The following is a 24,206-nucleotide window of genomic DNA, read 5'->3' as shown; positions in this document are numbered from 1 at the left end:
CTGTGCCGATCAGCGCCACCACCTGGGCGCTGAACAGTCTTCGGTAGGCCGAGTTCCGCAGGACCTCAAGCACGGGCGCCGGCCTCGTGCTCGGTGCCGGCGGTTTCGTGCGGGTGCCGGTGGTGGGCCGGGACGCCCTCGAGGGCGTGCTCGGCCTGGAAGATGGCGTCGGCGACGAGCTGGCGGGCGTGCTCGTTCGCGAGGCGATAGAACACCCGGGTGCCTTCGCGTCGGGTGGTCACGATGCGGGCCAGGCGCAGCTTCGCCAGATGCTGTGAGACGGCGGCCTGGGATTTGTTGACGGTTTCCGCCAGCTGGTTTACAGCCAGTTCCGTGTCTTGCAGCGCGAGGATGATCCGAATGCGCGTGGCGTCGGCGAGCATCGCGAACACCTCGACGGCTAACTCGACATACTCACTGTCCGTATCCAGCGCGCAACCATCCGTATCTGCATTCATACGCAGATTATTGCACATGCGGGTTCATATCCTCGACAGATCCAGCGAACGCAACCCGTGCCGCTTCTTCCTGGGTGCGAAGCGTGGTGGTGGTGATGGTGGCATCCTCATCCGAGTCATCAGTTCAGCACCACGTCGCGCCACGTCTTGCCGAGGTCATCGCTGGCCATGATCCCTCGACCGCTGGCCACAACCAGTCGAGACATCGGCGTTGCGGCGTAGGTGAGAGCTTCGGTCTCGCCCTCAATGGTGCCGGTGGATGTCCATGGCTTGCTCCCCGATTGGACCCAGACGGTTCCGTCCACGGTTACCCCGATCAGCCCGCCGGCCTTCTCGTCGAGCGAATCCAGAAGGTAGAGGGGCGGCGCGCCCGGGACGAGGGTGAAGGTCTGAGCACTGTCGGTGCTGACCGCCAGTCCGTCGGCGGTGGTGGCGTAGAGCGTGCTCGGCATCGTCGGGTCGACGCTCAGATCGCGCAGGGCAAGCGTGGCGCCGGCGGCCCATGTGCTGCCGCCATCCCGGCTGATCGAGACGGTGCCGGCGGACTCGTCGTACCCATAGATGCGGGTTGTGTTGCCGTCCGGGGCCACGGCAAGGTCGTGGAAGTCGGTTTGCCCGCGCAAGGAGATCGTTTCCCAGGTGGAGGCGTTGTCGCTGCTGGTGATCAGTCCGAGATTTGGTGGGCTCACAGCCGGTTCTTCGGCCGGGTCCGGATGCCCGGACCCAAACATCGTGTCTCCGCTCATTGTGAACCCCATCGTGTCCTGCGCTCGCCCGGCTATGGGTCCCTCGAGGTCGCCGGCGCGAACCGTGTCGGCGTCCAGGGGTGGGAGTTCGAAGACCCCGGCATGGGTGGCGGCGAATGCGGCGCCGGTGGCCGGGTTGATGCCGATCCCGTGGACGTGGCCGAAGGCGTCACCGCTCTCGGCCGCAGGTTCCTGCCCGCGATCAGTCGGGACAGAGCATCCGGTGAGTGTGGACGCCACCGCAACTGCCGTGAACACAGCCGCCCGGAACCTCGGTGTGTTGCGGATGCTCGCTTTATTGCCTGCGGTGACCATGGTTTTCCTTGTCGGTGTGGTGCGGTGAGCGGACCAGGTGCTTGTCAGCAGCAGGTGTCCGCGTCGAGGGTTCGCTCGCCCGTGAGTGCGCTGATCGGCACGGCGCAGGTGTCGCCCTTCCATGCTTCCAGACCCTCCTTGACGGCAAACCCGGCAATCACGAGAGCGGCGATCGAATCCGCCCACGCCCACCCCAGCACGGAGTTGAGCAGGAGCCCGCCGAGGAGCGCGGCGGACAGGTAGCTGCAGATGAGGGTCTGTTTCGAGTCCGCCACGGCCGACGCCGATCCCAGCTCACGGCCGGTGCGACGTTCGAACCAGCTCAGGACCGGCATGATGGCGAGGCTGACGGCGGCCAGCGCGATCCCGACCGGGCTGTGTTCCGGCTCGCGAAGGCCAAAGATCGACAGGCCCGCGTCGACGATCACGTAGGCAGCCAGGCCGAAGAACGAGTACGCCACCACGCGCAGCGCAACCTTCTCGCGCTTCTCCGGGTCGGGGGCGGCGAACTGCCAGGCGATCGCGGCGGCGGAGAGCACTTCGACGATGGAGTCGAGACCGAAGCCGATCAGGGCGGCGGAGGAGGCCGCGGTGCCGGCGGCGAGAGCGATGATCGCCTCGATCACGTTGTAGGTGATGGTGACGGCGACGATGATCCGGATCCGGCGTTGCAGGATCCGTTTCCGGCCGGGGTCGATGACGCGGGCGGGGCCGCTCGCTGTGGCGGTCATGCTCCGGTCCCGCAGCAGAAGGGCAGGTCGCAGTTTTCGTCGGGGCATTCGACGCCGTCGTCCACCGCGAGCACAACGTCGAAGAGCGACGTCAGCGCTCGGGCCAGGTGTCGGTCGGCGATTTCGTACCGTGTCTGCCGACCCTCGGGCACAGCGGCAAGGATGCCGCAGCCGCGCAGGCAACTCAAATGGTTCGACACGTTCGACCGTGTGAGGTCGAGGTCGCGCGCCAGCTGGGCGGGATAGCCGGGCTGTTCGAGCAGGGTGAGCAGGATCCTCGCCCGGGTCGGATCGGCCATCGCCCGGCCGAGCCGGTTCATCACATCGAGACGCGAAGCAATGGTCAGCATGCACTGACTATACAGTCAATAGTGACGAGTGAGCGCGCGAGCCAGAAGACCAGCAACCGATCTGACCACCCTGCCGCTCAACCGTTCGCGAGGCGCAGGACCACGCTCCCCTTCTTGCGCCCCGTGTCGACGAAGCGGTGTGCCGGGGCGATATCGGCCAGGTCGTAGCTTCGGTCGATGACCGAGTGCAGCCGACCCGCTTCGGCGAGCCCGACCAGGAAGGCCAGCGCTTCGGCTGTGTACGCGACGTTGCCCGCGGTGACCAGCTTTCCGCTCTTTGCGCTGTGCCGAGACGCCAGCAGGATTCCCTTCAGGTCGGAGATGACGAGCAACAGCGCACCGCCGGGGTTGACGCACGCCCCCGCCCGTTCGAACGGGGCATTGCCCCCATCAAGACGTCGTAGGACTGCCCCTCGGTGAGGAAGTCCTCCGTGGTGTAGTCGATCACCCGGTCCGCGCCGAGCGCGGTGACCAGGTCCCGGTTGGCGCCGCTGCACACGCCCGTGACGCGCGCACCCAGCTCCTTGGCGAGCTGCACCGCCGCGGTCCCCACCGCGCCGGACGCGCCGTTGACGAGCACGGTGTCGCCCGGTTTGACGGTGGTTCGGCTGAGGAAGGCATGGGCGGTGATTCTGCCAAACACGAGGGCCACGGCCTCCTCGAAGCTCATGTTGCGTGGCTTCGCCGTGATCGCGCCACCCTGCGGAATGCACACGTACTCGGCGTGCCCGCCGAACGTGCCGCCGAGCATCGCGATCACCTCGTCGCCGGGAGCGAACAACGTGACGTCCGCGCCCACGGCCTCGACGACGCCGGCGACATCCATGCCCAGGACCCGTTTGCGAGGGCGGAAGACGCCGAGCGCGAGCGCGACCATGAGGCCCAGCCCTTTCGGGGCGGTACGCCCGCGAGCCCGGTGGTCAGCGGCGCTCACCGTGCTCGCGTGAACCTTGACGAGCACCTCGCCCGGCCCCGCCAGGCGGCACCGATGAATACGGCTCGGGAGAGTTCGTTGGAAGAGCCGAAAATGATCGATTGGGGGATGAGCACCAGGGCCTGGGTGCCGGCCCCCACCCCGATCGCGTAGGCGCGGGTCATCCATGCGCTGTGCCCGGTGAAGTCCCGGCGCACAATCCCGCGAATCCCGAGCCCGATACTGGCCACCATCGCGCACCCGAAGACCAGCCGAAGCACCAGAAGGATCGCGCCGTCTCCGGGCGGGTGCGGGTAGAAGACCGCCATCCACATGCCGGAGAGCGCGGCGAGCAGGCCGGCGGGGATGAGGATGCGTCCGGCGAGGCGATGCCAGCCGCCCCTGCGGCGACGCAGAGCGGGCACGAATTGGAATGCCCCGAGCAGGCTGTACACGGTCACGCTCACGATGTGCGTCACGACGGGCACGGGGGAGTCGAGGAACCGGGCGTTCTGCGGGGTCGCGACGGCCCCGCCGGTCAGCTCAGTGAGTCGCGCCGCCCCGGCGAGCACCGGGATGAGAGCGAGGAGGATCAACCCGGCGGGCGCCAGCCACTGCCCTCGAGGGCCCCTGGTTCGATTGCCGCGGTTTAGCGCGGCAGTCGCGATGTCTTTCGTCATGGTTGTCTGCTCCTCAACACGTTGACCGAGATCAATGTCACGCCCAGGTTGCCGACACGTCGGAGCAGCCCGTGCAGCGCGGCCTGATCGGTGACCGGGCCCGTGAGGGTGGTCGTTCCATCGCTCTCGTTGGCCAGGGTGAAGCCCTCGAACCAGTCGCTCCAGCTCTCATCGAGCTGCCCCTGGAGGCGAATCTCATACCGATCGAGTCGGCCGTGCCCGCATGGCATCGGGTTTCGCTCACTCATCGCGCTCCTCCTTTCGCGTCGCGAGGGACATCCGTCGTCGTCAGATCGCCGGCGTCCGGTCGAGGCGGGAGGCCTGCTCGCCGGAAGACGTCTGGGCTGCGTGCCTGCGCTGATCCGACCAGAGCGAGTACCCGAGCCAGATCAAGGCCAGGCCCATCGGGATGGCGGCCATTCGTTCGAGGGTGTGCGGCAGCAGCGCACCGGCAATGGGCGTCACCGCCGCGGCGGCGATGAGAAGGATGCCGGCTCCGCGTGACAGGACCCGCGCGCGGAGGATGGCCACACCGAACAGGATGGCGCCGACCACGTAGACACCGGCTCCGACCAGGGGGAGCGCGGCGAGGGGACCGAGGTCGGTCACGGCCTGGTGCCGGCCGAAGAGGCCGACGAAGTCCTCGGCGAGCTGCGGAGCGTCAACGCCAATCAACGGCGCGATGAACGCCTCGGCGAAGACGAAGGCCGACTGCAGGATGAAGAAGAGACCGAACATCGCGTAGCCGATCAGACCGAGCAGCCCGAACTGTCGCACCTGGCGAAGGTAGATGCCCGTGATGCCGACCATGCCGAGCACGGCCATGCCGAAGCTGAGACTGTGCACGCTCACCCAGGCCTGGGTGGTGAGGGAGTCGACCTCGTCGGCGGGATGGATGAACTGGATGACGATGTAGATCAGCCCTGACAGGGCTGCGGCGATGGCGGCCGCTCGGGTGAGGGTGGACGTTGTGATGCTCTGGCAGCTCTCCGATGTTCTGAGTTGCCCAGGCGGATGACTGAGCACGACCCGAACCTACGGAGACATGTGGTGACGCGGCATCACCCTGTGTGGTGATCGATGTGGTGATTGTGCGCGCGGGGGTGCTCCGTCAAACGAGGCGCTGGGTCAAACGAGGTGCTGGGTCAAACGAGGTGCTGGATCAAACGAGGTGCTGGATCAAACGAGGTGCTGGATCAAACGAGGTGCTGGATCAAACCCAGCGCTTCCGCGCGCAGCACGGCCGCCGGGCGACTGTTCACCTCGAGCTTGCCGAAGATGTGCCTGGTGTGGGTGCGCAGGGTGTTGAGCGAAACGTAGAGCTCCCGGGCGATTTGGGGGCCGCTGAGCTCGGTCGCCAGCAGCCGGAGCACGTGCAGTTCGCGTTCACTCAGTGCTTCCGGGATGGGCTGGATCGTCGCGCCCTCGCCGTGGACGAAGGTCCGACTGAGTCGACCCACATAGTTCGGGGCGATTCCCCTGGCGGCGGCCGCCTGGAGCAGCACCGCCATGGGGGCGCCTTCATCCGTGAAAAGCCGGACATAGCCTTCCGGCTCGGCCCGGACGAGAACTCGCTCCAGCGATTGGAGCGCCAGGGGAGTGTGACCTTGCGCCGCGTGCGCCAGCGCCTGCAGGACCAGGATCTCGTTCGCGCTTCCCACGCGGTGTCCGGCTTCCGCCGCCTCGAGCAGTCGATTCAGCAGTCCCAGTGCCTCGTGGATGGATCCCTTCTGCGGATCGGACCAGTGCTGGGCTATCAGCAGTCTCACCAGGGTGATGTGTCCGAACTCGCGCAGGTAGGTCAGGTCATCCGCGGTGGACAGGCCCTGCCCGTCGACCCAGGCGAGGGCATCGGCGAGCCTGCCCTGTTCAATCCACATCCGAGCCTTCATCGCGGCGATCGGGCGCACCTCCGGGAAGAATCCCCGCAGTACAGGCGCTCCGCCGTGCTGAGCAGGCCAAGGGCTGCGTCGAAGTCTCCCTCGGCCTGCCGGATTCGAGCCATCGCAACGAACCATCGATGCCGATTCTCGTGCGACGAGGCATGTTCGCCCAGCGCCTCACTCGCCGCCAGGTGTTCCACCGCGGCGGGCAGCTCGCCCTGCTCCCGGAGCAGTTCACTGATCCCGACGTGCAGGTCGGCCGTTGACTGCGGGGGCGGCTCGCCCTGCTCGGCCGCCAGCTGCAGCGCCTGCTCGAATGACCGTTGCGCTTCCCGCAGCCGCCCCAGCGGAACGAGCATGTCGGCCAACACGAGCGTGGTCCCGAGCACGTCGGCCAGGTTGCCGGCCAGGCGCAGACTGGTTCTGGCCTCCCCGAAGGCCCGCACGCCGGCCTCGAGGTCACCGGTGGCCCAGGCCGCGAGCCCGAAAAAGCCGGCTGCCGCGCCGCGCCCGAGATGATCGTCGGGTTCCGTGAGGTCCAGGGCTCGCTGAGCCTGTTCCCGTGTTCCGGCCACATCCCCCCGCGCCTGCGCCACGGCTGACCGATACACGGCGATCGTCACGGGGAGCATCCGGAGTTCGTCACCGGCGGCTGAGTCGTGCGCGGGGGTGCCGTCATCGGTCGTGGCAGCCAGCGCCTTCTCGGCCACTCGCAGTCGGGGTTCGACGGCCTCCACGTCACCGGAGGCGAGCGAGGACCACGCGCGGTAGACGCCCAGCACGGGCCTGCGGTCGATGACGTCCTTCGGCAGCAGCGTCAACCAGCGCAGCAGAGTGGCATCCTGCCGGCTCTTGCGAATCGCGGGAATGGCACCCTCGATCACTCTCGCCGCCCGCCCGAAATCCCCTGCCGCCAGCGCATGCGTGACGGCGTCCTCCGGCAGGTTGTTCCGCTCGTGCCACTCGCTGGCGAGACTGTGGAGGTGCGCTACGCGATCGGGTCGGTCCCTCAGCAACCGCGCCCGGAGAACATCCGCAAAGAGGTGGTGATAGCGGTACCAGTGGCGGCGGTCGTCCAGCGAAACGACGAAGAGGTTGTCCCGCTCGAGCGACTCCAGCACCTCGCTGCTTCCCTTCTGCCCGGTAACGGCATCGCAGAGGGGGCCACTGAGCCGGTCCAGTATTGCGGTGCGAAGCAGGAATTCGCGGACATGATCGGGCTGACGCTGCAGAACCTCTTCGGCGAGATAGTCGACACGAAGCGGTTGCTTCCGGTGAACCCCTGGATGAAGCCGGACACATCCGGTTCCCGCATCGACAGGGCGGCCAGCTGGAGGCCGGCGATCCAGCCCTCGGTGCGGGCCTCGAGCGCGGCGACGTCGTCGGCCGAGAGCTCCAGGTCCACCATGCGGTTCAGGAAGGCGGCGGCCTCGTCGGGCGTGAAACGCAGGTCGGCCGCACGCAACTCGGTGAGCTCACCGCCGGCGCGCAGCCGCGCCACGGGGAGAAGCGGATCGCTACGGCTCGCGATGGCCAGGTGCAGGTTCGACGGCAGGTGATCAAGCAGGAAGACGAGGGCATCGCGGATCGTCTCTTCCTCGATCAGCTGGAAGTCGTCGAGCACCAGGATGATCTCCTGCGGACTCCGGGCGACGTCGTTGATCAGGGCCGTCAGCGCCGGTTCGAACGAGGGCAGCGGCAGGGGCAACGCTTCGGAGCCGATACCGGGATCGGCCCGCTGCAGGGCGCCGACCAGGTAGGTGAGGAAGCGGGACGGGTCGTTGTCGCTCTCGTCGAGCGACAGCCAGCCGACCCGCACCTCGGGGTCCCGGCGCTGGGCATCTGCCATCCACTCGCTGAGCAGCGTGGTCTTGCCGAAACCGGCCGGGGCCGAGATGAGCGTCAGCTTTCGGCCGGACTGGAGCCCCTCGCGCAAACGCTCGACGAGGCGCGGCCGAGGAACCGCGCGGGACCGCAGTCGCGGGATGAAGAGCTTGGTCGCCAGGACCGGCATCGCCATGCCCTCATCCTAGGGACAGGGCCATCACGGGGACAGGGCCGTAGCTCGCAGTTCATGCCGCACGCCCGCGTGCATCCGCGGTCCGCCTTCCTACGCAGCCGACCAGCCGCCGTCGCTCGCGAGCGTCACACCGTTGATGTTCACGCCGTCGTCGCTGAGCAGAAATGTGATGGATGCCGCGAGGGCGTCGGCCTCGACGGCGTCAGGCATCACGGCCATGCCGTCGCGCACGCGCCGCCCGCCCAGGGGCGAGCCGAAGTGGGCCTCGATGTTCGTGATAACCGGTCCGGGGCGACCGCATTGATGCGGAGGCCGCTGGGGCCGTACATGAACGCGCTGCTCTTGGTCAGGCCCACGACGGCGTGCTTCGACGCCGTGTAGGCGGCGCCGGCCGCGGAGCCGCGCAACGCGGCCTCGGAGGCGACGTTCACGATCGAGCCGGTCGCCCGGGCGAGCATCGCGGGAATCACGGCGCGCATGAGCTTCATCGTGCCGTCGACGTTGACCGAGAAGACGCGCTTCCAGACCGCGTCGGACATCTCGGCGACCGGGGTCATGTCATCCATGATGCCGGCGACGTTGGCGAGGCCGTCGATCGTGTCTCCGGCGGCGGCGACGATCCGTGCGACCGCGGCGTCATCCGTGATGTCCCCCTGCACCGGGACGATGTCGGCGGCGGGCAGTTCCGCTACGAACTCGTCGAGGCGCTCCTGGGAGATGTCCACGGCGATGACGCGGCCGCCCTCGCGGGCCACGCGGGACGCCGTCGCCCGGCCGATGCCGGAGCCGGCGCCGGTCACGATGACGGTCTTGCCGGAGAACCGGCCGTTGTCGATGCGCTCGACCCACTCGGGGCTCTCGATCGTCGGGACGGCTTCGGGGGCTGCGTCGGGGACGGCGTCGGGGGCTGCGACGGCGGCGGAGGACCCGGCCGAGGCGGGGACGTCGCCCGCTGCGACGCGGCGCACGAGCTCGTCGATCAGGTCGGCAGGGAACCTGCCTTTGCTCAGCTTCACCAGGCGCTTGAGGGCGAGCTTGCGCACCGGCCTGAGCACGTCAGCGTTCTGGCCGCCCTGGGCGAGCAGATCGCGCAGGATCGGGCCGCCGACCGGGTGGTCGAGCCAGGCGCCGACGGAGGAGTCGCCGGTGAGCGGGGCTGGAGCTGATGTCATTCGAGGCATTCCTTCTACTCGGTGAAAGACCGGACAACGCTGTCCGGTAGTACGCTACACCCGTGACGGTGAGCAGGAAAGAGAATCGTGGGCCGAGTGCGGGGCCCGGCAATCGTCGTGCGCTGATCGCCGCCGCGCGCGAGGTCTTCGCAACTGAGGGTTTCGCCGCGCCGCTCAGCGCGGTGGCGCGCCGGGCCGAGGTTGGGCAGGGCAGCCTCTACCGGCACTTCCCTGACCGCACCGCGCTCGCCGTGGCGGTTTTCGACGAGAACATCCTCGAGCTCGAGGCGTTCGTCGACCGGCCGGACAGCACTCTCGACGACCTGCTCGATCTCGTGATCGAGCAGGCCCTCGTGTCAACCGCGTTCATCGACATGATCACCGCCCACCCGCACGATCCCAGGGTCGCGCACCTCGAAGATCGCGTCCGCGACATCGCCGACCGGATGGTCGCCCGTGAGCGAGAAGCCGACCGTATCAGCCCTCTCGTGGATGCGGGTGACGTGCTGCTCGCGGTCTCGATGCTGGCCGACGTTCTCGCGCGCAGGCAAGCGGGGGACCGGCGAGAGGTCGCCCGGCGAGCGCGGACGATCTTCCACGCCGCGTTCGCGCCCCGCTGAATCGTCCCACCCCGTCGTGAATGAAGGACCGGGCCGGGGACATCCGACGACAGATGACGTGCGAAGTCGCGACACCTGTCGAGGAAGAGCTGGCCGCGCGAGCGCCGCAGTCCGTATAACGGGCAGATAACGGGCACCTACAGAGCCGGCGGATGCTCAAAGGGGCACGTGCCGGCTCAGGGCCGGGAAAACGCTGACCTAGTGTCGTTACTTCAGAACCACCGTTGTAACGGCCCTCACGCTCGTGGGGGCTCCAACGCGGTTGACATGGTCGTCGTCTGACTGCGGCTTCGTTCAACTCGCGATGAGGAAGAAGCCACATGTCCGAACGCACGACCGCGGCATCCGGAGCCACAAGCACCGCGCCCGCAGCACAGAACCGCCACAGCGAAGAACCTCACCTGGCCCGCTCGCTCAGCCGCCGCCACATCCAGATGCTCGCCATCGGCGGCACCATCGGAACCGGCCTCTTCATGGGCGCAGGCAAGACCATCTCCCTCGCCGGGCCGTCCGTGATCTTCGTCTACATGATCATCGGCTTCATGCTCTTCTTCGTGATGCGGGCCATGGGCGAGATCCTGCTCTCGAACCTCAACTACAAGTCGTTCAGCGACTTCGCCGGCGACCTGCTCGGCCCGTGGGCGAGCTTCTTCACCGGATGGTCCTACTGGGCATTCTGGGTTGTCACCGGAGTCGCGGACATCGTGGCCATTTCCGGCTACGTCAACGTGCTCGCACCCGGAACGCCCCTGTGGATCCCGGCCCTGCTCACGCCGGTCGTGCTGATCCTTCTCAACCTGCCGAGCGTGAAGGCCTTCGGCGAGACCGAGTTCTGGTTCGCCCTGGTCAAGGTCGTCGCCATCCTGGCCCTCATCGTCACCGGCATCGTGATGATCGCCACCCATTTCACGTCGCCCTCCGGTGCCGTTGCGAGCCTCGAGAACATCTGGAACGACGGCGGGATGTTCCCGCACGGCGTCGCCGGCTTCGTGCTCGGCTTCCAAATCGCCATCTTCGCCTTCGCCGGCATCGAGCTCGTCGGCACGGCAGCCGCGGAGACGAAGGACCCGGAAGAGAACCTGCCGCGCGCCATCAACACCATCCCGGTGCGACTGCTGCTCTTCTACGTCGGCGCGCTCGTCATCATCATGGCCGTCAACCCGTGGCGCACGATCGACCCCGGCAGCAGCCCGTTCATCGGCATGTTCACCCTGGCCGGCCTCGGCATCGCGGCGATCGTGATCAACCTGGTGGTGCTGACATCAGCCGCATCGAGCGCCAACTCCGGCATCTACTCGACCTCGCGCATGGTCTACGGCCTCGCCCAGGACGGCAACGCACCGAAGTCCTTCGGCAAGCTGAGCCGCCACATGGTGCCCCGGAACGCCCTGTTGTTCTCGTGCATCTTCCTGTTGGCCGGACTGGTGCTGCTGTACACGGGTGACTCGTTCATGGGTGCCTTCACGCTTGTCACATCGGTCGCGTCCGTGCTGACGATGTTCGTCTGGTCGATCATCATGGTCAGCTACATCGCGTTCCGCCGCCGCCGTCCGCAGCTGCACGCCGCATCGAAGTACAAGATGCCCGGCGCCCGAGTCATGCCGTGCGTCGTGCTCGGCTTCTTCGGCTTCATGCTCTGGGCCCTCGGCCGGGCGGAAGACACCCGCCTCGCGCTCATCGTCGCCCCGCTGTGGTTCCTGGGTCTCGGCGCCGCCTGGTACGTCAACCGCAAGGCGCCGCTGCAGCAGGCCCGGATCGAGGAGTGGAAGGCGGAAGCCCGCGCCGAGAAGGCCGCGCTCGTTCGCTAACGCATCCCAACCGGTGGTCGATCACCAGCTGCTCGATCACCGGTCACCCCTCGCCGAACTGTGAGTTTGGCACCTTCCCGGCGCCCACGAAGGTGCCAAACTCACAGTTCGGCGCTAGATGCGGGGGCGGCGGGACCAGCGATGGGCCTTCATCGCCAGGTGCAGCTCCAGGCGTACCTGGCCGGCCAGCGGATCCGCCCCGATCAGCGAGCGGATCTTCGCCAACCGGTTGTAGATGCTGCTGCGGTGCAGGTGCAGCTCGGTGGCCACATCCTGCACGGAGCCGCCCGTGTCATAGAGCAACTCCAGCATCGGCAGGAGCTCCCGGTTGACGTCGAAATCCTGCAGCTCGGCGAAGTAGACGGATTCCCTGGGGGAGAGGTTGCGGCTGCTCGCGGCCAGGAACTGGTACACGCCGATCCGGCGGTAGTCGGCGATCGACCCCAGCCAGCCGTCGACCGCTGCGGCCTGCACCGCCCGTCGGGCCTGGGCATATGCCTCGGGGAGCCTGCGCAGGTCGTGGAACACCTCGCTGACGCCCATCAGGTCGGGGCGCCGCGGCTTGCCTCCGCGCCGGGTCGCCTCCGCGCCGTACCGTCCGAGGATGTCGGCGTGGACCAGCTTGCCCGGCAGGTCCCGGAGCAGCACGACCGCGTGGGTCTCGGTGCCGGCGCTGAACCGGGCCGCGTCGATCCCGACCGTCGCCTGCAGGGCGGAGATTCTCTGCAGCAACAGCCCGGCGGCCGGGTCCGCCGCCGCCTCGCGGGCCGCCGCCGCGTCATCCGGCTGCTCCATCAGGACGGCGAGATGCCACGGCCCGGTGGCGTGAACCTGAGGCCAGCCGGCGATGACCTCGACCGCGGCGGGATCCCCGGCGCATGCGGCCAGGAACTGGGCCTCGCGCTGCCTCCGGTGTTCGGATTCGGCCGTGTTGGTGTCGAGCAGCAGGTCGGCCAGATGGTCCAGTTGCGCACGCACGGCCGGCAGCGCGTCGAGGATTTCGGCCGGGGACTCGTCGCTGGAGCCCTGCAGTGCCCACAGGTATCCGACGCGGAAGCCGCGCACCATCAACGGCACGCACACCCGGCCGAGCATGCCCAGGGCCTCATTCGGGGGAACGACGACGGGCTGAACGGCGGTGGCGATGCCGTGCTGGAGCTGCCAGGCGCTGACGTCTTCCGGCACCTTCTTGCTCAGCAGGAAGTTCACCCGCACCCGGTCGGCGAGCGGCTGGTCGCGGCTGTAGGCGAGGAGCACACCGCCCACGTCTTCGAGCGACAAAGCGCGGTCCAGGCTGGTGGCGAGGGACTCGACCAGCTCCTCGATATCCGCGCTGTTCATGGGCTAATGCTACGGCCCGGGCGGGCCTCGCAGCGGACACGAGGCGACGATTGGCGCCCGACGGCTCGACATTTGTCGAGTGGCTCCGGGGCGGCTTGCGCGGGTCTTCGCGGATTTCGCCGGCGCGGGGGCAGATGGGCCCCTTCTGCACCAGGAAGGGCGATGAATCCTGCTCCTACGCTTGATCCTCAGTTGCTCCACGCCGTCACGGTGTGGCTCGCGGCCCCCACCTCAACAATTTCACCGAGCAACGGAGTCGGCCATGATCATTGGTGTTCCCAAGGAAATCAAAAACAACGAGTTCCGCGTGGCGATCACCGCCTCCGGAGTGCACGAGTTCCTGGCCAACGGCCACACCGTGCTGATCGAGACGGGCGCCGGAATCGGCTCGCACATCTCCGACGAGGAATACCTCGTTGCCGGCGCCGAGCTGGTTGACTCCGCCGACGAGCTGTGGGCCCGGGCCGACATGGTCATGAAGGTCAAGGAGCCGGTTGCCTCCGAGTACCCCCGCTTCCGCCAGGGCCTCATCCTCTTCACGTACCTCCACCTGGCCGCCGAGCCGGAGCTCACCCAGGCCCTGATCGAAGCCGGCGTCACCGCCATCGCCTACGAGACGGTGCAGACCGCCAACCGCGCGCTGCCGCTGCTCGCCCCGATGAGCGAGGTCGCCGGTCGACTGGCCGTTCAGGTCGGCGCCCAGTCGCTGATGGCCCCGGCCGGAGGCAAGGGCGTGCTGCTCGGCGGCGTCCCCGGAGTGCGCCCGGCCAAGGTCGTCGTGCTCGGCGCGGGCGTTGCCGGCACCAACTCCGCCGCCATGGCCCTCGGCCTCGGCGCGGATGTCACCATCCTCGACATCAACATCGACCGCCTTCGCCAGCTCGACGCGCAGTACGCGGGCCGGCTCAAGACCGTCGCGTCCAACTCCTATGAGATCGACCTGGCCGTGACGGATGCCGACCTGGTGATCGGTTCCGTGCTCATCCCCGGTGCGAAGGCCCCGAAGCTGGTCACGAACGACCTCGTTTCGCGTATGAAGGCCGGCTCCGTGCTGGTCGACATCGCCGTCGACCAGGGTGGCTGCTTCGCCGACACCCGCGCGACGACGCACGAAAACCCCACCTACACGGTGCACAACTCGATCTTCTACTGCGTCGCCAACATGCCCGGCGCCGTGCCGAACACGTCGACGTACGCGCTGACGAACGTCACCCTCCGCTACGCGCTGGCGCTGGCCGGCCTCGGCGTGAAGGTCGCGCTCGAGCGGGACGACGCTCTCGCCCTGGGCCTGAACGTCGCCGCCGGCCGAGTGACCAACCGGTCGGTTGCCGAAGCCCACAACCTGGAACTGGCCGACTGGCGCACGCTCGTCGCCGCCTGATTTCGCACCGGGTGACATCCGCCCGGCACGGTCGCCCAAGCCCCGGCGCGTCGCGCACGACGCGCGTGCCGGGGCTTGCTCTCTGCCCATCCGGGCGTATTCCGCGCGCCGTATTACACTCGGCGCCATGCGGTCCACGGGTTCACGGCAAAGGCGCACCGCGCAGGCCGCAACCGTGGACGAACCGGCTGCGGCCCGGGCCGAACTGCCTCCCGTTGACCCGCAGCGGCTTGCACTGGCGGGCCTCAGCGAGGCAGAGGTCACCCTGCGCACGGCAGCGGGCCTCACGAATCTCATGCCGATGGATGCCAGCCGCAGCCTTGCGCGCATCCTCCAGGCCAACCTGCTGACCCTGTTCAACGCCGTGGTGGGGGGAAGCTTCCTGCTGCTTGTCGTCCTCGGCTACTGGCAGGATGCCCTCTTCGGTTTCTTCGTGATTGCGAACGTGCTCATCGGGGTCACCCAGGAGTACAAGGCCAAACGAACCCTCGATCGGCTCGCGCTGCTGAACAGCCCGCGGACCCGGGTGCTCCGGGACGGCGTCGAAGTCGAGGCAGCCCGGGGCGACGTCGTGCTCGACGACACCCTCGTGCTCCGGCCCGGCGACCAGCTGCCGGCCGACGCTGTCATCCTGCGCGGGCAGGCTCTCGAAATAGACGAGTCGCTGCTGACCGGCGAGGCGGATCCGGTCATGGTCGAAGCCGGCCGCGAGGTGTTGTCCGGATCGTTCGTGGTCGGCGGGCACGGCGCCGCACGGGTGGTGCGGGTCGGGACGGACTCCTACGCGAACAGCATCACCGCCGAGGCCCGGCGGTTCACCCTGGTGAACTCCGAGCTGCGCACCGTGATCAACGGCGTGGTGAGAACGATCAGCTGGGCGCTCATCCCGGTCAGCGCGGTCGTCGTGAACGGGCAGATGCAGGCGGCGGGCGGCTGGGACGAAGCACTCGGCAGCGGCGCGTGGCGGGAGGCGCTCCTCGGGTCTGTGGCCAGCATCGTCAGCATGGTGCCCCAGGGGCTCGTGTTCATGACGAGCGTCGCCTTCGCCGTGTCCGCGGTGAAGCTGGCCAGGCGCGAGGTGCTGGTGCAGGAGCTGGCCGCGGTGGAGGGCCTGGCCCGCGTCGACATCCTCTGCTTCGACAAGACGGGCACCCTGAGCGAGGGCGGCCTGGTCCTCGACCGGGTCGTGCCCCTCGGCGCGGAACCCCCGGCCGGCTGGGACAGGGCGCTGGGCTGGTTCGCCTCGGACCCGAACGCAAACGTCACAGCCAGGGCGCTCGGCACCCGCTTCGCGGCGGAGCCGGGAACGACGCCCGCGCAGACCATCGGGTTCTCGTCGCTCAGAAAATGGAGCGCGGCCAGTTTCACCGACGGAGACCTGGCGGGAAGCTGGGTGCTCGGGGCCCCGGACATACTGACAGCCGATCCGGATGCCGAATCGGCCGGGCTCTCTGCCGAACTCGCCTCCGCAGGGCTCCGCACGCTGTTGCTCGCGCACAGCCCTCGTCCCCTGACCCTGGAGGAAGCCACGGCCGAGGTGCTGCCCGCCGGAGTCCGGCACGTTGCGATCATCGCGTTCCGGGAGAAGATCCGACCGGATGCCGCCCAAACGCTCGAGTACTTCCGGGAGCAGGGCGTGGGGCTGCGCATCTTCTCCGGCGACAACCCGCGCACGGTCGCCGCGGTCGCCCGGTCGGTCGGCCTCACCGGGAACGCCTTCGATGCCCGCGACCTGCCGGCCGACCCCGCCCTGCTCGCGGGGGTGCTGGCGGCCCACGACGCTTTCGGCCGGGTGACGCCCCGACACAAGAAGGACATGGTGCTCGCCCTGCAGAGCGCCGGACACGTCGTCGCGATGACCGGGGACGGCGTCAACGACGTGCTGGCGCTCAAGACGGCCGACATCGGCATCGCCATGGGCAGCGGTGCCGCGAGCGCGCGGGCGGTCTCCAACCTGGTCCTGCTCGACGGGGCGTTCTCCCGCCTGCCGCGGGTGCTGACCGAAGGCCGTCAGGTCATTGCCAACATCGAACTCCTGTCGAAGGTGTTCCTCACCAAGACGGTATACGCGATCGTCCTGGCGCTCGTCTTCGGTCTGCTGCTGTGGCCCTTCCCGTTCCTGCCCAGGCAAATGGCCGTCGTCGACGGGCTGACCATCGGCATCCCGGCACTCTTCCTCGCGCTGAAGCCGAACAAGCGTCGGTACCTGCCGGGGTTCCTGCGGCGTGCCGCCGCCGCGTGCGTGCCGTTCGGGCTGTCGGTGAGCCTGGTCGTGATCGCGGTCGTGGTCTACAGCCGCGTTCAGGGCGGGTACAGCGCCGAAGAGACGCAGTCGGCTTCGGTGATCGCGCTGACCCTCGTGGGGCTGTGGGTGTTGAACGTTCTCATCCGGCCGCTCGGGGGATTCCGGATCCTGCTGCTGGTCGCCATGCACCTCGGGCTGGTGCTCGTGTTCCTGCCGCCCCTGGGCGACTTCCTGGCGCTGTCCGTGCCCCCCGCACCGCTTCTCACCGTGGCGGTTCTCGCGGCGGCGGTGGGGGCGCTCCTGGTCGAGGCGGTGCACCAGGTCAACCGGCACCGTCGCGCCAGGCGGCACCGGGCCCGCCCGACTGCCGCGAAGGAGCAGATTCGGCGGTAACGGAGCCCGGGAACCGTCCGGACGTCTCGCTCGTCGGCGCCTGTGCTCGCGGGCGTATTCTGGCCAGCGCCACCGCGCGACGAACGAAGGAGCGAAAGAATGCTGCGCAGCCTGGGAATCGCCGTTGCACGCCACCGGCTCATCACCCTGATTGCGTGGGCGGTGGTGCTCACGGCGTGCGCCCTGACGGCACTGGGCGGGGTCACCGGCGAGAGCCTGTTCGATCGGCTGGGCAGCTCCGGCCCGTCGGTGGACGGCGAAGCCGCCGAGGCCGCGCGGCTCACCGAGAACGCCGAGGGCGCCGACACGGAGGCACTCCAGCTGCTGGTCTACAACGTCGACACGGCGTCCGCCGAGCTGCAGGCGACCCTGGCGGACACCGCCTCGGACCTGGCGGCCATCGACGGCGTCACCGAGGTGGTCAACCCGCTGGCGATCCCCGCGCTGCCGGGCGGTTCGCCGAATCCGGCCGCCGCCCCCCTGCTCGCCGACGACGGCACGGGGCTCCTGCTGACCGCGTCGATGGAGACGACCGACGGGGCGCTCAGTGACAGCCTGTTGCGCGAGGTGGAGGACCGCCTGGACGCGGCGGCCGACGAGATCCGCGCCCAGGACACCGACGCCACCGTCGAGGTGGGCGGAAGTCCGCTCATCGTTGAATCCCTGGTCGCGGTGGCGGAGGCAGACCTGCAGAAGGGCGAACTGATCGCGCTGCCGGTCGCGCTGCTCGTCATGCTGATCATCTTTGGCGGCTTCCTGGCGGCGGGCATCCCGCTGATCGGGGCCATCGCCTCGATCCTCGGCGCCCTGGGGTCGCTCTACGCGTTCACGTACCTGATGGAGATCGACATCACGGTGATGAACGTGATCACCGTGATCGGCCTCGGTCTCTCCATCGACTACGGCCTGCTGATCGTCAGCCGATTCCGCGAGGAGTTCCGGGCGCTGGTCGACAGGGCCCGCACGGCCCCGGACCTGGCCAAACTCGATCGCCACGAACTGATGCTGCAGGCCGTCGGCGCGACCGTGAACACCGCCGGGCGCACGGTGCTCTACTCGGGCCTGACCTTCGCGATCGCCACCGCGGGGCTGCTCGTGTTCGAGCCGAATATCATCCGGGCGATCGCCGTCGGCGCCGTGTCCGTGGTGCTGATCGCGATCCTCACCGGCCTTGTGCTGGTGCCGGCCCTGCTCGGGTACTTCGGCGAGCGGCTGCTGAAGCCCGGCCTGATGACGCGCATCCCCGGCCTCGGCGGGCTGCTCAGCCGGTTCGGCGATGTCGCGCCGCGCGAGGGCTTCTTCTCGAAGCTCACCCGCGGCATCCAGCGCAAGCCCGCGCTGGTCGCGCTGGCCGGGATCGTGGGCCTGCTGCTGCTCGGCAGCCCCGCGCTGGCCCTGAACGTGGCGAGCACCTCGGATGACGTCATTCCGGCGTCATCGTCGCAGTACGAATTCCTGACGGCGCTGGAGGACCACTTCCCGCTCGCGACCCCGGCGCAGGTGGAGCTGGTGTCCGACACCGACGAGGCCGGCGCCGCGGCCTGGGCCGAAGAGGTCCGGGCCATCCCGAGCGTCACGGATGTCTCCGCTCCGGTCGAGCTGAACGGGTACCAGGTGTCCCGGGTGGAGGTCGAGAGACACCAGGGCTCCGATATCGCGCGCGAAGTCCGGGCGGACCGTCCCGACTTCGAGAACTGGGTGGGCGGCTCGGATGCCGCCTCCGTGGACTACACCGATTCCCTGGTGCGCGGGGCGCCGTGGGCCGCCCTCATCGTCTTCGTCGCCACCTTCGCCCTGCTCTTCCTGATGACGGGGTCCGTGATCATCCCGCTCACGGCGCTGGGGATCAGCGTCATCTCCCTCGGGGCGGCCGTCGGCGTGCTCGTCTGGGGCTTCCAGGAGGGCAACCTCGCCGGTGTGCTGGGCTTCAACGCCGACGATGTCGCCGGCGTCGATGCCCTCGTGCTGACACTCGTGCTGACCTTCGGCTTCGGCCTGGCCATGGACTACGAGATGTTCCTGCTCTCCCGGATCAAGGAGCACTACGAGCAAGGGGAGAGCACGCGGCTGGCGATCGAGACCGGGCTGCAGAGCTCGGGCCGGATCATCACCTCGGCCGGTCTGATCATCGTGCTTGTGTTCGCGGGATTCGCCACCGGGGAGCTGATGCAGATGAAGGAGATCGGCGTGGCCCTGGCCGTGGCCGTGCTGCTGGATGCCACCCTCGTGCGCACCCTGCTCGTGCCGGCGGTGATGACCTCGCTGGAGCGGAACCTGTGGTGGGCGCCGCGCTGGATGCACCCCATCCACGCCCGGTTCGGTCTGCGCGAGTAGACGCCCGCGCCGTCCTGCAGTTGGCTCGGACCGGCTTGCGCGCCCTTTTCCGGCCGCGTGACAGGGCTGCACCCTGTTGCTAACTCAGGAGAATCGGGAGATTGCCGGGGCGGGGCCGCGGAATCCCGCGACCGCGGTCGGCGACACGACGGAATCTCCTGAGTTAGCCACAGACGGAGGCGGCGATGACGGATGCCGGCGCCGATCCCGGCGGGCTCGAAGGCACGGCGGGCGCCCTGTGGCAAACTCAGGAGAATCGGGAGCTGGCTGGGGCGAGCCCGCGGAATCACGCGGTCGCGGTGGCCGACACGACGGAATCTCAGGAGTTAGCCACAGACCGGCTAGAGCTCGAGCGACTCGTTCGGCTCGAGCGGGAAGAACTCCCCGCCGCCGTGTTCGGTGACGCCTTTGATCCGGGCGTTCGAGAGGTCCTTGCCGGCCCGGGAGAGCACCATCTCGTGGGTCGTGAAGCTCCGCCGGGGCTTGAGGGCGAGCACGTAGTCCATCGCTTCGGAGATCTTCATCCAGGGCGCGCCGGCCGGCACGGCGAGGGTGCCGACCTGCACGCCCTCCGGAATGGTGAAGGCGTCTCCCGCGTAGTAGAACTCGTCATTGACGAGCACGCCGACGTTGTCGACGACCGGGATGGATTCGTGGATGACCGCGTGCTGCGCCCCGAAGAAACGCAGCGTGAACGGGCCGGCCTCCGCCGTGTCCCCGTCGCCGACGACCGTGACGTGGTAGCCGGTCGCTGCGGCCGCGACGCCCGCCGGGCCGTAGATGGGGACGTCGGGGTTCATCGCGAGGATGCGGTCCAGCTGCTCCGGGGTCCAGTGGTCGGCGTGCTCATGGGTGATCACGACACCGGCCGCATTCGCCGTGTCGGTCAGGGCCGTCGTGAAGGAGCCCGGATCGATGAAGAGCCTTTTTCCGGAGACCTCGAGGGTGAGCGCGGCGTGTTCCAGCTTGGTCAGTTTCATCCCCTGAGCTAATACCCAATCCGACACCGGCGCAACACGCTCCAGCGGTGCGTCGGCGCGGAGCGCGGGAACCGCCACACTCGAGATATGCCACACCCCGTTCTGCGGATTGCCGTAGCCATCAACGCGTTTGCGTCCTTCGGGCGCCGGCGCGACGTCGGTCCGAAGGTCGTGGCGGCGCTGCGCGAGCTGGGCCATGACGTGACCGAGTTGACCGAGGTCGACATCGACCTGCTTCGACGCGAGGTCCAGGCCACCATTGCCGGCGGCGTCGACCTCCTCGTCGTCGTCGGTGGAGACGGGATGGTGAGCCTCGGCGTGAACGAGCTCGCCGGCACGTCCCTGCCCCTCGCGATCGTTCCGTGCGGAACCGGCAACGACTTCGCCAGGGGGCTGGGGCTTCCCCTCGAAGACACCGAAGCGGCCATCCGTCACCTGCTGGCGGCGATCACCCGGCCGCCCCGCGCGATCGACGCGGTCCTGGTGCGGCACGGCGACCTCACCACCTGGTACGTCGGTGTGCTGTCCGCGGGCTTCGACGCCAACGTCAACGAGCGAGCCAACCGGATGCGCCGGCCCAGGGGGAAGAGCCGGTACACGCTCGCCATGCTCCGGGAACTCGCGACGTTCCGGCCGATCCCATACCGGGTCACGGTCGACGGCGTGCCGCGCAACCTCAGTGCGATGCTCATCTCCGTCGCCAACAACACGTCCATGGGCGGGGGCATGCTGATCGCCCCCGACGCCGTCATCGACGACGGACTGCTCGACCTGTTCATCGTTAAGCCGCTGTCTCGGCTTGGCCTGCTGCGCGTGTTCCCGAAGGTATTCTCCGGAACGCATACGCACCTGCCGCAGGTGGAACTGACGCGCTGCCGGAGCGTGCGGATCGAGGGCCCTGGGGTGATCGCCTATGCCGACGGGGAATGGGTCGGCCCCCTGCCGGTGCAGGTCGACGTGAAGCCTGGAGCCTTATTGATCTGCGCCTAGGCGCTCGGTTTGGAGGTGCCCCTTCCCGTGTGGCATACTCGGTAAGTTGCAAAAACGGCCCCATCGTTTAGCGGCCTAGGACATCGCCCTCTCACGGCGGTAACGCGGGTTCGAATCCCGCTGGGGTCACCACAACGAAGCCCTCTCGCCACCAGCGGGAGGGCTTTTTTCTGTCTACCGTGTCCCTCGACCGCCGCCACCCCCGCCGCCACCCCCGCCGCCGCCACCCCCTCCGCCGAACTGTGAGTTTGGCACCTTCGTGGGGCCCGGGAAGGTGCCAAACTCACAGTTCGGCGAGGATGCAGGGGGCTTTAGGCGGTTTCGCGGGAGGCGACGAAGGCGCGGACGCAGGCCTCGACGTCGTCGGGCGTGTGGGCCGCCGAGAGCTGCACGCGGATGCGAGCCTTGCCGTGCGGCACCACCGGGTAGCTGAACGCGGTCACGTAGACGCCCTCGGCGAGCATCCGGTCGGCAACGCGGGCGGCGAGGGCGGCGTCCCCGAACATCACCGGGATGATCGGATGTTCGCCCTCGAGCAGGTCGAAGCCCTCTTCGCTCATCCGGCGGCGGAACAGGGCCGCGTTCTCGCCCAGGCGCGCGCGCAGCTCCCCGCCGGCGTCGACGAGGTCGAGGGCCTTGAGGGTGCCGGCCACGACCGCCGGGGCCACGGTGTTGGAGAACAGGTAAGGGCGGGCGCGCTGGCGGAGCAGGTCGATGATCTCCTGGTGACCGCTGACGTAGCCGCCGGATGCCCCGCCGAGGGCCTTCCCGAAGGTGCCCGTGGTGAAGTCCACGCGGCGCTCGACGCCGGCCAGCTCCGGCGTTCCCCGCCCGTGCTCGCCGATGAAACCGACGGCGTGGGAGTCGTCGACCATCACCAGCGCGCCGTACTTGTCGGCCAGGTCGCAGATCTCCTGCAGCGGCGCGAGATAGCCGTCCATGGAGAAGACGCCGTCGGTGACGATGAGACGCTGCCGGGCATCCTTCGCCGCGATCAGCTGCGCCTCGAGGTCGGCCATGTCGCGGTTCTTGTACCGGTAGCGGGAGGCCTTGCAGAGCCGGATGCCGTCGATGATGGAGGCGTGGTTCAGCTCGTCGGAGATGATCGCGTCTTCGGCCGTGAACAGCGTCTCGAACACGCCGCCGTTCGCGTCGAAGCAGGAGGAGAACAGGATCGTGTCCTCGGTGCCGAGGAACTCGGAGACCCGGGCCTCGAGCGCGATGTGCAGCTCCTGCGTGCCGCAGATGAAGCGCACGCTGGCCAGGCCGAAGCCCCAGTCGTCCATGGCGGTCTGCGCCGCGTCGACGATGTCGGGGTGGTTGGCCAGGCCGAGGTAGTTGTTGGCGCAGAAGTTGAGCACCTCTTCGCCGCCGGTGCGGATGTGCGAGGACTGCGCAGAGGCGAGCCTGCGCTCGTTCTTGAACAGGCCGGCGGCGCGGATCTCGTCGAGCGAGCCCTGCAGCTGGGCCTTCATGGTGCCGTACATGGATCTCCTTGGGGTGATGGGGTAGCGGGGGCCCGCGAGGGAGCCACCAGGGGCAGTCGGCCGGGAGGCCGGTTCGTGTGGGCTTAGAGGGCGCTCCAGTCGAGCACGACCTTGCCGCCGGTGCCCGCGCGGGCGGCGTCGAAGCCCTCCTGCCAGCGTGCGGCGGGGAAGCGGTCGGTGATGACGGAGGAGAGTGCGTCGCGAAGCCATTCGCTCGACTGCAGCATGGCGCTCATGGCCACCCAGGTCTCGTACATCTCGCGGCCGTAAATCCCCTTGATCGTGAGCATGTGCGTGACGACCCTGGCCCAGTCGACGTCGATCGGCGCGCTCGGCAGGCCGAGCATCGCGACGCGGCCGCCGTGGTTGAGGTTGGTGATCATCTCGGGCAGCGCGCCCGGGTGGCCCGACATCTCGAAGCCGACGTCGAAGCCTTCGCGCATGCCGAGCGTGCGCTGCGCGTCGGCGATCCGTGACTCGGCGACGTTGACGGTGAGGTCAGCGCCCATCTGGCGGGCGAGTGCCAGCCGCGGCTCGGAGACATCCGTCACGACGACGAAACGCGCGCCGACGTGCCGGGCGACGGCGGCGGCCATCAGGCCGATCGGGCCGGCTCCGGTGATGAGCACGTCCTCGCCGACGAGCGGGAAGCTGAGGGCGGTGTGCACGGCGTTGCCGAAGGGATCGAAGATCGCGCCGAGGTCGGGGTCGATGTCTTCGAGGTGCACCCAGACGTTGGATTCGGGGATCACCACATACTCGGCGAAGGCGCCGTCGCGGTTGACGCCGACGCTGAGCGTGCGGATGCACATCTGCCGGCGGCCGGCGCGACAGTTGCGGCAGTTGCCGCAGACGATGTGGCCCTCGCCGGACACGCGGGCGCCGACGTGCACGTCGCGCACCTGGGAGCCGACCTCGACCACCTCGCCGTAGAACTCGTGGCCGGGGATGATCGGCGGGCTGATGGTACCGGCCGCCCAGGAGTCCCAGGACTCGATGTGCAGGTCGGTGCCGCAAATCCCGGTGCGCAACACCCGGATCTTCACCTCGTCGTCGCCGGTGCGCGGTTCGGGCCGGTCGACCAGCTCGAGTCCGGGAGCTCCGGAGGGTTTGAAGAGTGCGAGCACGGATGTTGCCTTTCGTTCATCGTTGAACTGGTGGTTCGACGCGGTGCGGATGCCGTCAATCACGACAGCGTGAGCGCTTGTGACGCTCCACTGAGTGTAAACGGCGTGCATCACGGCTCGGGTGAAGGCCGCGGGTGTGGAGGCCGCGGGTGTGGAGGCTGCGAGCGCGCAGCAGGCAAGCCGTGCCGCCGGGCATCCGGTAGACTCCTCGGAGTGAAGGGGAGTATCCCTC

23 protein-coding genes and 1 tRNA gene are annotated in these 24,206 nt (G+C 68.5%); 7 read left to right on the top strand and 17 right to left on the bottom strand.

The window, feature by feature from the left end; translation table 11 throughout:
* Positions 1–65: 65 nt before the first annotated feature.
* The 13 genes from E3T54_RS08445 to E3T54_RS08395 all read right to left on the bottom strand — a co-directional run bounded on the left by E3T54_RS08445 (position 66) and on the right by E3T54_RS08395 (position 9,268).
* Positions 66–458 carry a metalloregulator ArsR/SmtB family transcription factor gene (locus E3T54_RS08445; protein ID WP_174844407.1) on the bottom strand — a complete coding sequence of 131 codons (393 nt, stop codon included), beginning with the start codon at positions 456–458 and terminating at the stop codon, positions 66–68.
* 119 nt (positions 459–577) lie between these two features.
* Complete coding sequence (locus tag E3T54_RS08440; protein WP_134475323.1) at positions 578–1,519, bottom strand: F510_1955 family glycosylhydrolase; 942 nt, start codon at positions 1,517–1,519, stop codon at positions 578–580.
* Between the two features lie 44 nt (positions 1,520–1,563).
* Positions 1,564–2,250 (bottom strand): cation transporter, encoded by a 687-nt coding sequence (locus E3T54_RS08435; protein ID WP_198414452.1) that lies wholly within the window; start codon positions 2,248–2,250, stop codon positions 1,564–1,566.
* Positions 2,247–2,600, bottom strand: coding sequence for a helix-turn-helix transcriptional regulator (locus tag E3T54_RS08430; protein ID WP_134475321.1), 354 nt, complete (start codon positions 2,598–2,600; stop codon positions 2,247–2,249). Before E3T54_RS08430 ends, E3T54_RS08435 begins: the two co-directional genes overlap by 4 nt.
* Before the next feature lie 77 nt (positions 2,601–2,677).
* Positions 2,678–2,932 carry a zinc-binding dehydrogenase gene (locus tag E3T54_RS16765; RefSeq protein WP_166804864.1) on the bottom strand — a complete coding sequence of 85 codons (255 nt, stop codon included), beginning with the start codon at positions 2,930–2,932 and terminating at the stop codon, positions 2,678–2,680.
* Positions 2,911–3,534, bottom strand: coding sequence for an NAD(P)-dependent alcohol dehydrogenase (locus tag E3T54_RS08420; protein WP_166804866.1), 624 nt, complete (start codon positions 3,532–3,534; stop codon positions 2,911–2,913). The genes E3T54_RS16765 and E3T54_RS08420 overlap by 22 nt, the downstream gene beginning before the upstream one ends.
* The gene (locus tag E3T54_RS08415; protein ID WP_134475318.1) at positions 3,531–4,193 is read right to left on the bottom strand and encodes a DUF2306 domain-containing protein; all 663 of its coding nucleotides are present in this window, start codon (positions 4,191–4,193) and stop codon (positions 3,531–3,533) included. Before E3T54_RS08415 ends, E3T54_RS08420 begins: the two co-directional genes overlap by 4 nt.
* On the bottom strand, positions 4,190–4,441 hold the full coding sequence (locus E3T54_RS08410; RefSeq protein ID WP_198414451.1) for a hypothetical protein: 252 nt from the start codon (positions 4,439–4,441) through the stop codon (positions 4,190–4,192). The genes E3T54_RS08415 and E3T54_RS08410 overlap by 4 nt, the downstream gene beginning before the upstream one ends.
* A 40-nt stretch (positions 4,442–4,481) precedes the next feature.
* Positions 4,482–5,219: a hypothetical protein gene (locus tag E3T54_RS08405; protein ID WP_134475317.1), complete on the bottom strand. Its 738-nt coding sequence runs from the start codon at positions 5,217–5,219 to the stop codon at positions 4,482–4,484.
* A gap of 170 nt (positions 5,220–5,389) precedes the next feature.
* Positions 5,390–6,073: a LuxR C-terminal-related transcriptional regulator gene (locus E3T54_RS17560; RefSeq protein ID WP_198414450.1), complete on the bottom strand. Its 684-nt coding sequence runs from the start codon at positions 6,071–6,073 to the stop codon at positions 5,390–5,392.
* Between the two features lie 8 nt (positions 6,074–6,081).
* Positions 6,082–7,197: a hypothetical protein gene (locus E3T54_RS17555; protein WP_198414449.1), complete on the bottom strand. Its 1,116-nt coding sequence runs from the start codon at positions 7,195–7,197 to the stop codon at positions 6,082–6,084.
* Positions 7,086–8,096, bottom strand: coding sequence for an AAA family ATPase (locus E3T54_RS17065; protein ID WP_198414448.1), 1,011 nt, complete (start codon positions 8,094–8,096; stop codon positions 7,086–7,088). The genes E3T54_RS17555 and E3T54_RS17065 overlap by 112 nt, the downstream gene beginning before the upstream one ends.
* 209 nt (positions 8,097–8,305) lie before the next feature.
* Entirely contained in the window at positions 8,306–9,268 is a 963-nt protein-coding gene (locus E3T54_RS08395) for an SDR family NAD(P)-dependent oxidoreductase (protein ID WP_370255222.1), read from the bottom strand.
* A 62-nt stretch (positions 9,269–9,330) separates the two neighbouring features.
* Between E3T54_RS08395 and E3T54_RS08390 the strand changes: the two genes are divergently transcribed.
* A complete protein-coding gene (locus tag E3T54_RS08390) occupies positions 9,331–9,888 on the top strand; it encodes a TetR/AcrR family transcriptional regulator (RefSeq protein ID WP_134475316.1) in 558 nt (185 codons plus the stop codon).
* A 320-nt stretch (positions 9,889–10,208) separates the two neighbouring features.
* Entirely contained in the window at positions 10,209–11,696 is a 1,488-nt protein-coding gene (locus E3T54_RS08385; protein ID WP_134475315.1) for an amino acid permease, read from the top strand.
* A gap of 114 nt (positions 11,697–11,810) precedes the next feature.
* Here E3T54_RS08385 and E3T54_RS08380 read toward each other — a convergent pair whose 3' ends face one another.
* Positions 11,811–13,037: a CdaR family transcriptional regulator gene (locus E3T54_RS08380; RefSeq protein ID WP_134475314.1), complete on the bottom strand. Its 1,227-nt coding sequence runs from the start codon at positions 13,035–13,037 to the stop codon at positions 11,811–11,813.
* 262 nt (positions 13,038–13,299) lie between these two features.
* On the opposite strand from E3T54_RS08380, the gene ald reads away from it, so the two are divergent.
* The 3 genes from ald (at position 13,300) to E3T54_RS08365 (ending at position 19,390) form a co-directional block, all read left to right on the top strand.
* On the top strand, positions 13,300–14,418 hold the full coding sequence (ald, locus tag E3T54_RS08375; protein ID WP_092323671.1) for an alanine dehydrogenase: 1,119 nt from the start codon (positions 13,300–13,302) through the stop codon (positions 14,416–14,418).
* 127 nt (positions 14,419–14,545) lie between these two features.
* The gene (locus E3T54_RS08370; protein ID WP_134475313.1) at positions 14,546–17,056 is read left to right on the top strand and encodes an HAD-IC family P-type ATPase; all 2,511 of its coding nucleotides are present in this window, start codon (positions 14,546–14,548) and stop codon (positions 17,054–17,056) included.
* 99 nt (positions 17,057–17,155) lie between these two features.
* The gene (locus E3T54_RS08365; RefSeq protein ID WP_134475312.1) at positions 17,156–19,390 is read left to right on the top strand and encodes an MMPL family transporter; all 2,235 of its coding nucleotides are present in this window, start codon (positions 17,156–17,158) and stop codon (positions 19,388–19,390) included.
* 341 nt (positions 19,391–19,731) lie between these two features.
* Here E3T54_RS08365 and E3T54_RS08360 read toward each other — a convergent pair whose 3' ends face one another.
* Complete coding sequence (locus E3T54_RS08360) at positions 19,732–20,370, bottom strand: MBL fold metallo-hydrolase (protein WP_134475311.1); 639 nt, start codon at positions 20,368–20,370, stop codon at positions 19,732–19,734.
* A gap of 87 nt (positions 20,371–20,457) precedes the next feature.
* On the opposite strand from E3T54_RS08360, the gene E3T54_RS08355 reads away from it, so the two are divergent.
* Both E3T54_RS08355 and E3T54_RS08350 read left to right on the top strand, forming a co-directional pair.
* Positions 20,458–21,360 carry a diacylglycerol kinase family protein gene (locus E3T54_RS08355; RefSeq protein WP_134475310.1) on the top strand — a complete coding sequence of 301 codons (903 nt, stop codon included), beginning with the start codon at positions 20,458–20,460 and terminating at the stop codon, positions 21,358–21,360.
* A 56-nt stretch (positions 21,361–21,416) separates the two neighbouring features.
* Positions 21,417–21,492: transfer RNA gene (locus E3T54_RS08350), tRNA-Glu, on the top strand.
* A 179-nt stretch (positions 21,493–21,671) separates the two neighbouring features.
* Here the strand turns inward: E3T54_RS08350 and E3T54_RS08345 are convergent.
* A complete protein-coding gene (locus E3T54_RS08345; protein WP_134475309.1) occupies positions 21,672–22,847 on the bottom strand; it encodes a glycine C-acetyltransferase in 1,176 nt (391 codons plus the stop codon).
* A gap of 83 nt (positions 22,848–22,930) precedes the next feature.
* A complete protein-coding gene (gene tdh / locus E3T54_RS08340; protein ID WP_241977132.1) occupies positions 22,931–23,974 on the bottom strand; it encodes an L-threonine 3-dehydrogenase in 1,044 nt (347 codons plus the stop codon).
* Between the last annotated feature and the right edge of the window lie 232 nt (positions 23,975–24,206).

It is taken from the genome of Cryobacterium sp. Sr8 (assembly GCF_004403225.1).
Classification (GTDB): domain Bacteria; phylum Actinomycetota; class Actinomycetes; order Actinomycetales; family Microbacteriaceae; genus Cryobacterium; species Cryobacterium psychrotolerans.
The sequence above is the reverse complement of the archived record's forward strand: the minus strand, read 5'-3'. Positions and strand labels throughout refer to the sequence as shown.

Excerpts from the sequence above, each read along its gene's own strand:
- E3T54_RS08360 (WP_134475311.1), bottom strand. The coding sequence starts at position 20,370 with ATGAAACTGACCAAGCTGGAACACGCCGCGCTCACCCTCGAGGTCTCC.
- E3T54_RS08345 (WP_134475309.1), bottom strand. The coding sequence starts at position 22,847 with ATGTACGGCACCATGAAGGCCCAGCTGCAGGGCTCGCTCGACGAGATC.
- E3T54_RS08395 (WP_370255222.1), bottom strand. The coding sequence starts at position 9,268 with ATGACATCAGCTCCAGCCCCGCTCACCGGCGACTCCTCCGTCGGCGCC.
- E3T54_RS08440 (WP_134475323.1), bottom strand. The coding sequence starts at position 1,519 with ATGGTCACCGCAGGCAATAAAGCGAGCATCCGCAACACACCGAGGTTC.
- E3T54_RS17560 (WP_198414450.1), bottom strand. The coding sequence starts at position 6,073 with ATGTGGATTGAACAGGGCAGGCTCGCCGATGCCCTCGCCTGGGTCGAC.
- E3T54_RS08380 (WP_134475314.1), bottom strand. The coding sequence starts at position 13,037 with ATGAACAGCGCGGATATCGAGGAGCTGGTCGAGTCCCTCGCCACCAGC.
- E3T54_RS08430 (WP_134475321.1), bottom strand. The coding sequence starts at position 2,600 with ATGCTGACCATTGCTTCGCGTCTCGATGTGATGAACCGGCTCGGCCGG.
- E3T54_RS08415 (WP_134475318.1), bottom strand. The coding sequence starts at position 4,193 with ATGACGAAAGACATCGCGACTGCCGCGCTAAACCGCGGCAATCGAACC.
- E3T54_RS08370 (WP_134475313.1), top strand. The coding sequence starts at position 14,546 with ATGCGGTCCACGGGTTCACGGCAAAGGCGCACCGCGCAGGCCGCAACC.
- E3T54_RS08445 (WP_174844407.1), bottom strand. The coding sequence starts at position 458 with ATGAATGCAGATACGGATGGTTGCGCGCTGGATACGGACAGTGAGTAT.
- E3T54_RS08365 (WP_134475312.1), top strand. The coding sequence starts at position 17,156 with ATGCTGCGCAGCCTGGGAATCGCCGTTGCACGCCACCGGCTCATCACC.
- E3T54_RS17065 (WP_198414448.1), bottom strand. The coding sequence starts at position 8,096 with ATGGCGATGCCGGTCCTGGCGACCAAGCTCTTCATCCCGCGACTGCGG.
- E3T54_RS08410 (WP_198414451.1), bottom strand. The coding sequence starts at position 4,441 with ATGAGTGAGCGAAACCCGATGCCATGCGGGCACGGCCGACTCGATCGG.
- E3T54_RS08435 (WP_198414452.1), bottom strand. The coding sequence starts at position 2,250 with ATGACCGCCACAGCGAGCGGCCCCGCCCGCGTCATCGACCCCGGCCGG.
- ald (WP_092323671.1), top strand. The coding sequence starts at position 13,300 with ATGATCATTGGTGTTCCCAAGGAAATCAAAAACAACGAGTTCCGCGTG.
- E3T54_RS08355 (WP_134475310.1), top strand. The coding sequence starts at position 20,458 with ATGCCACACCCCGTTCTGCGGATTGCCGTAGCCATCAACGCGTTTGCG.
- E3T54_RS08385 (WP_134475315.1), top strand. The coding sequence starts at position 10,209 with ATGTCCGAACGCACGACCGCGGCATCCGGAGCCACAAGCACCGCGCCC.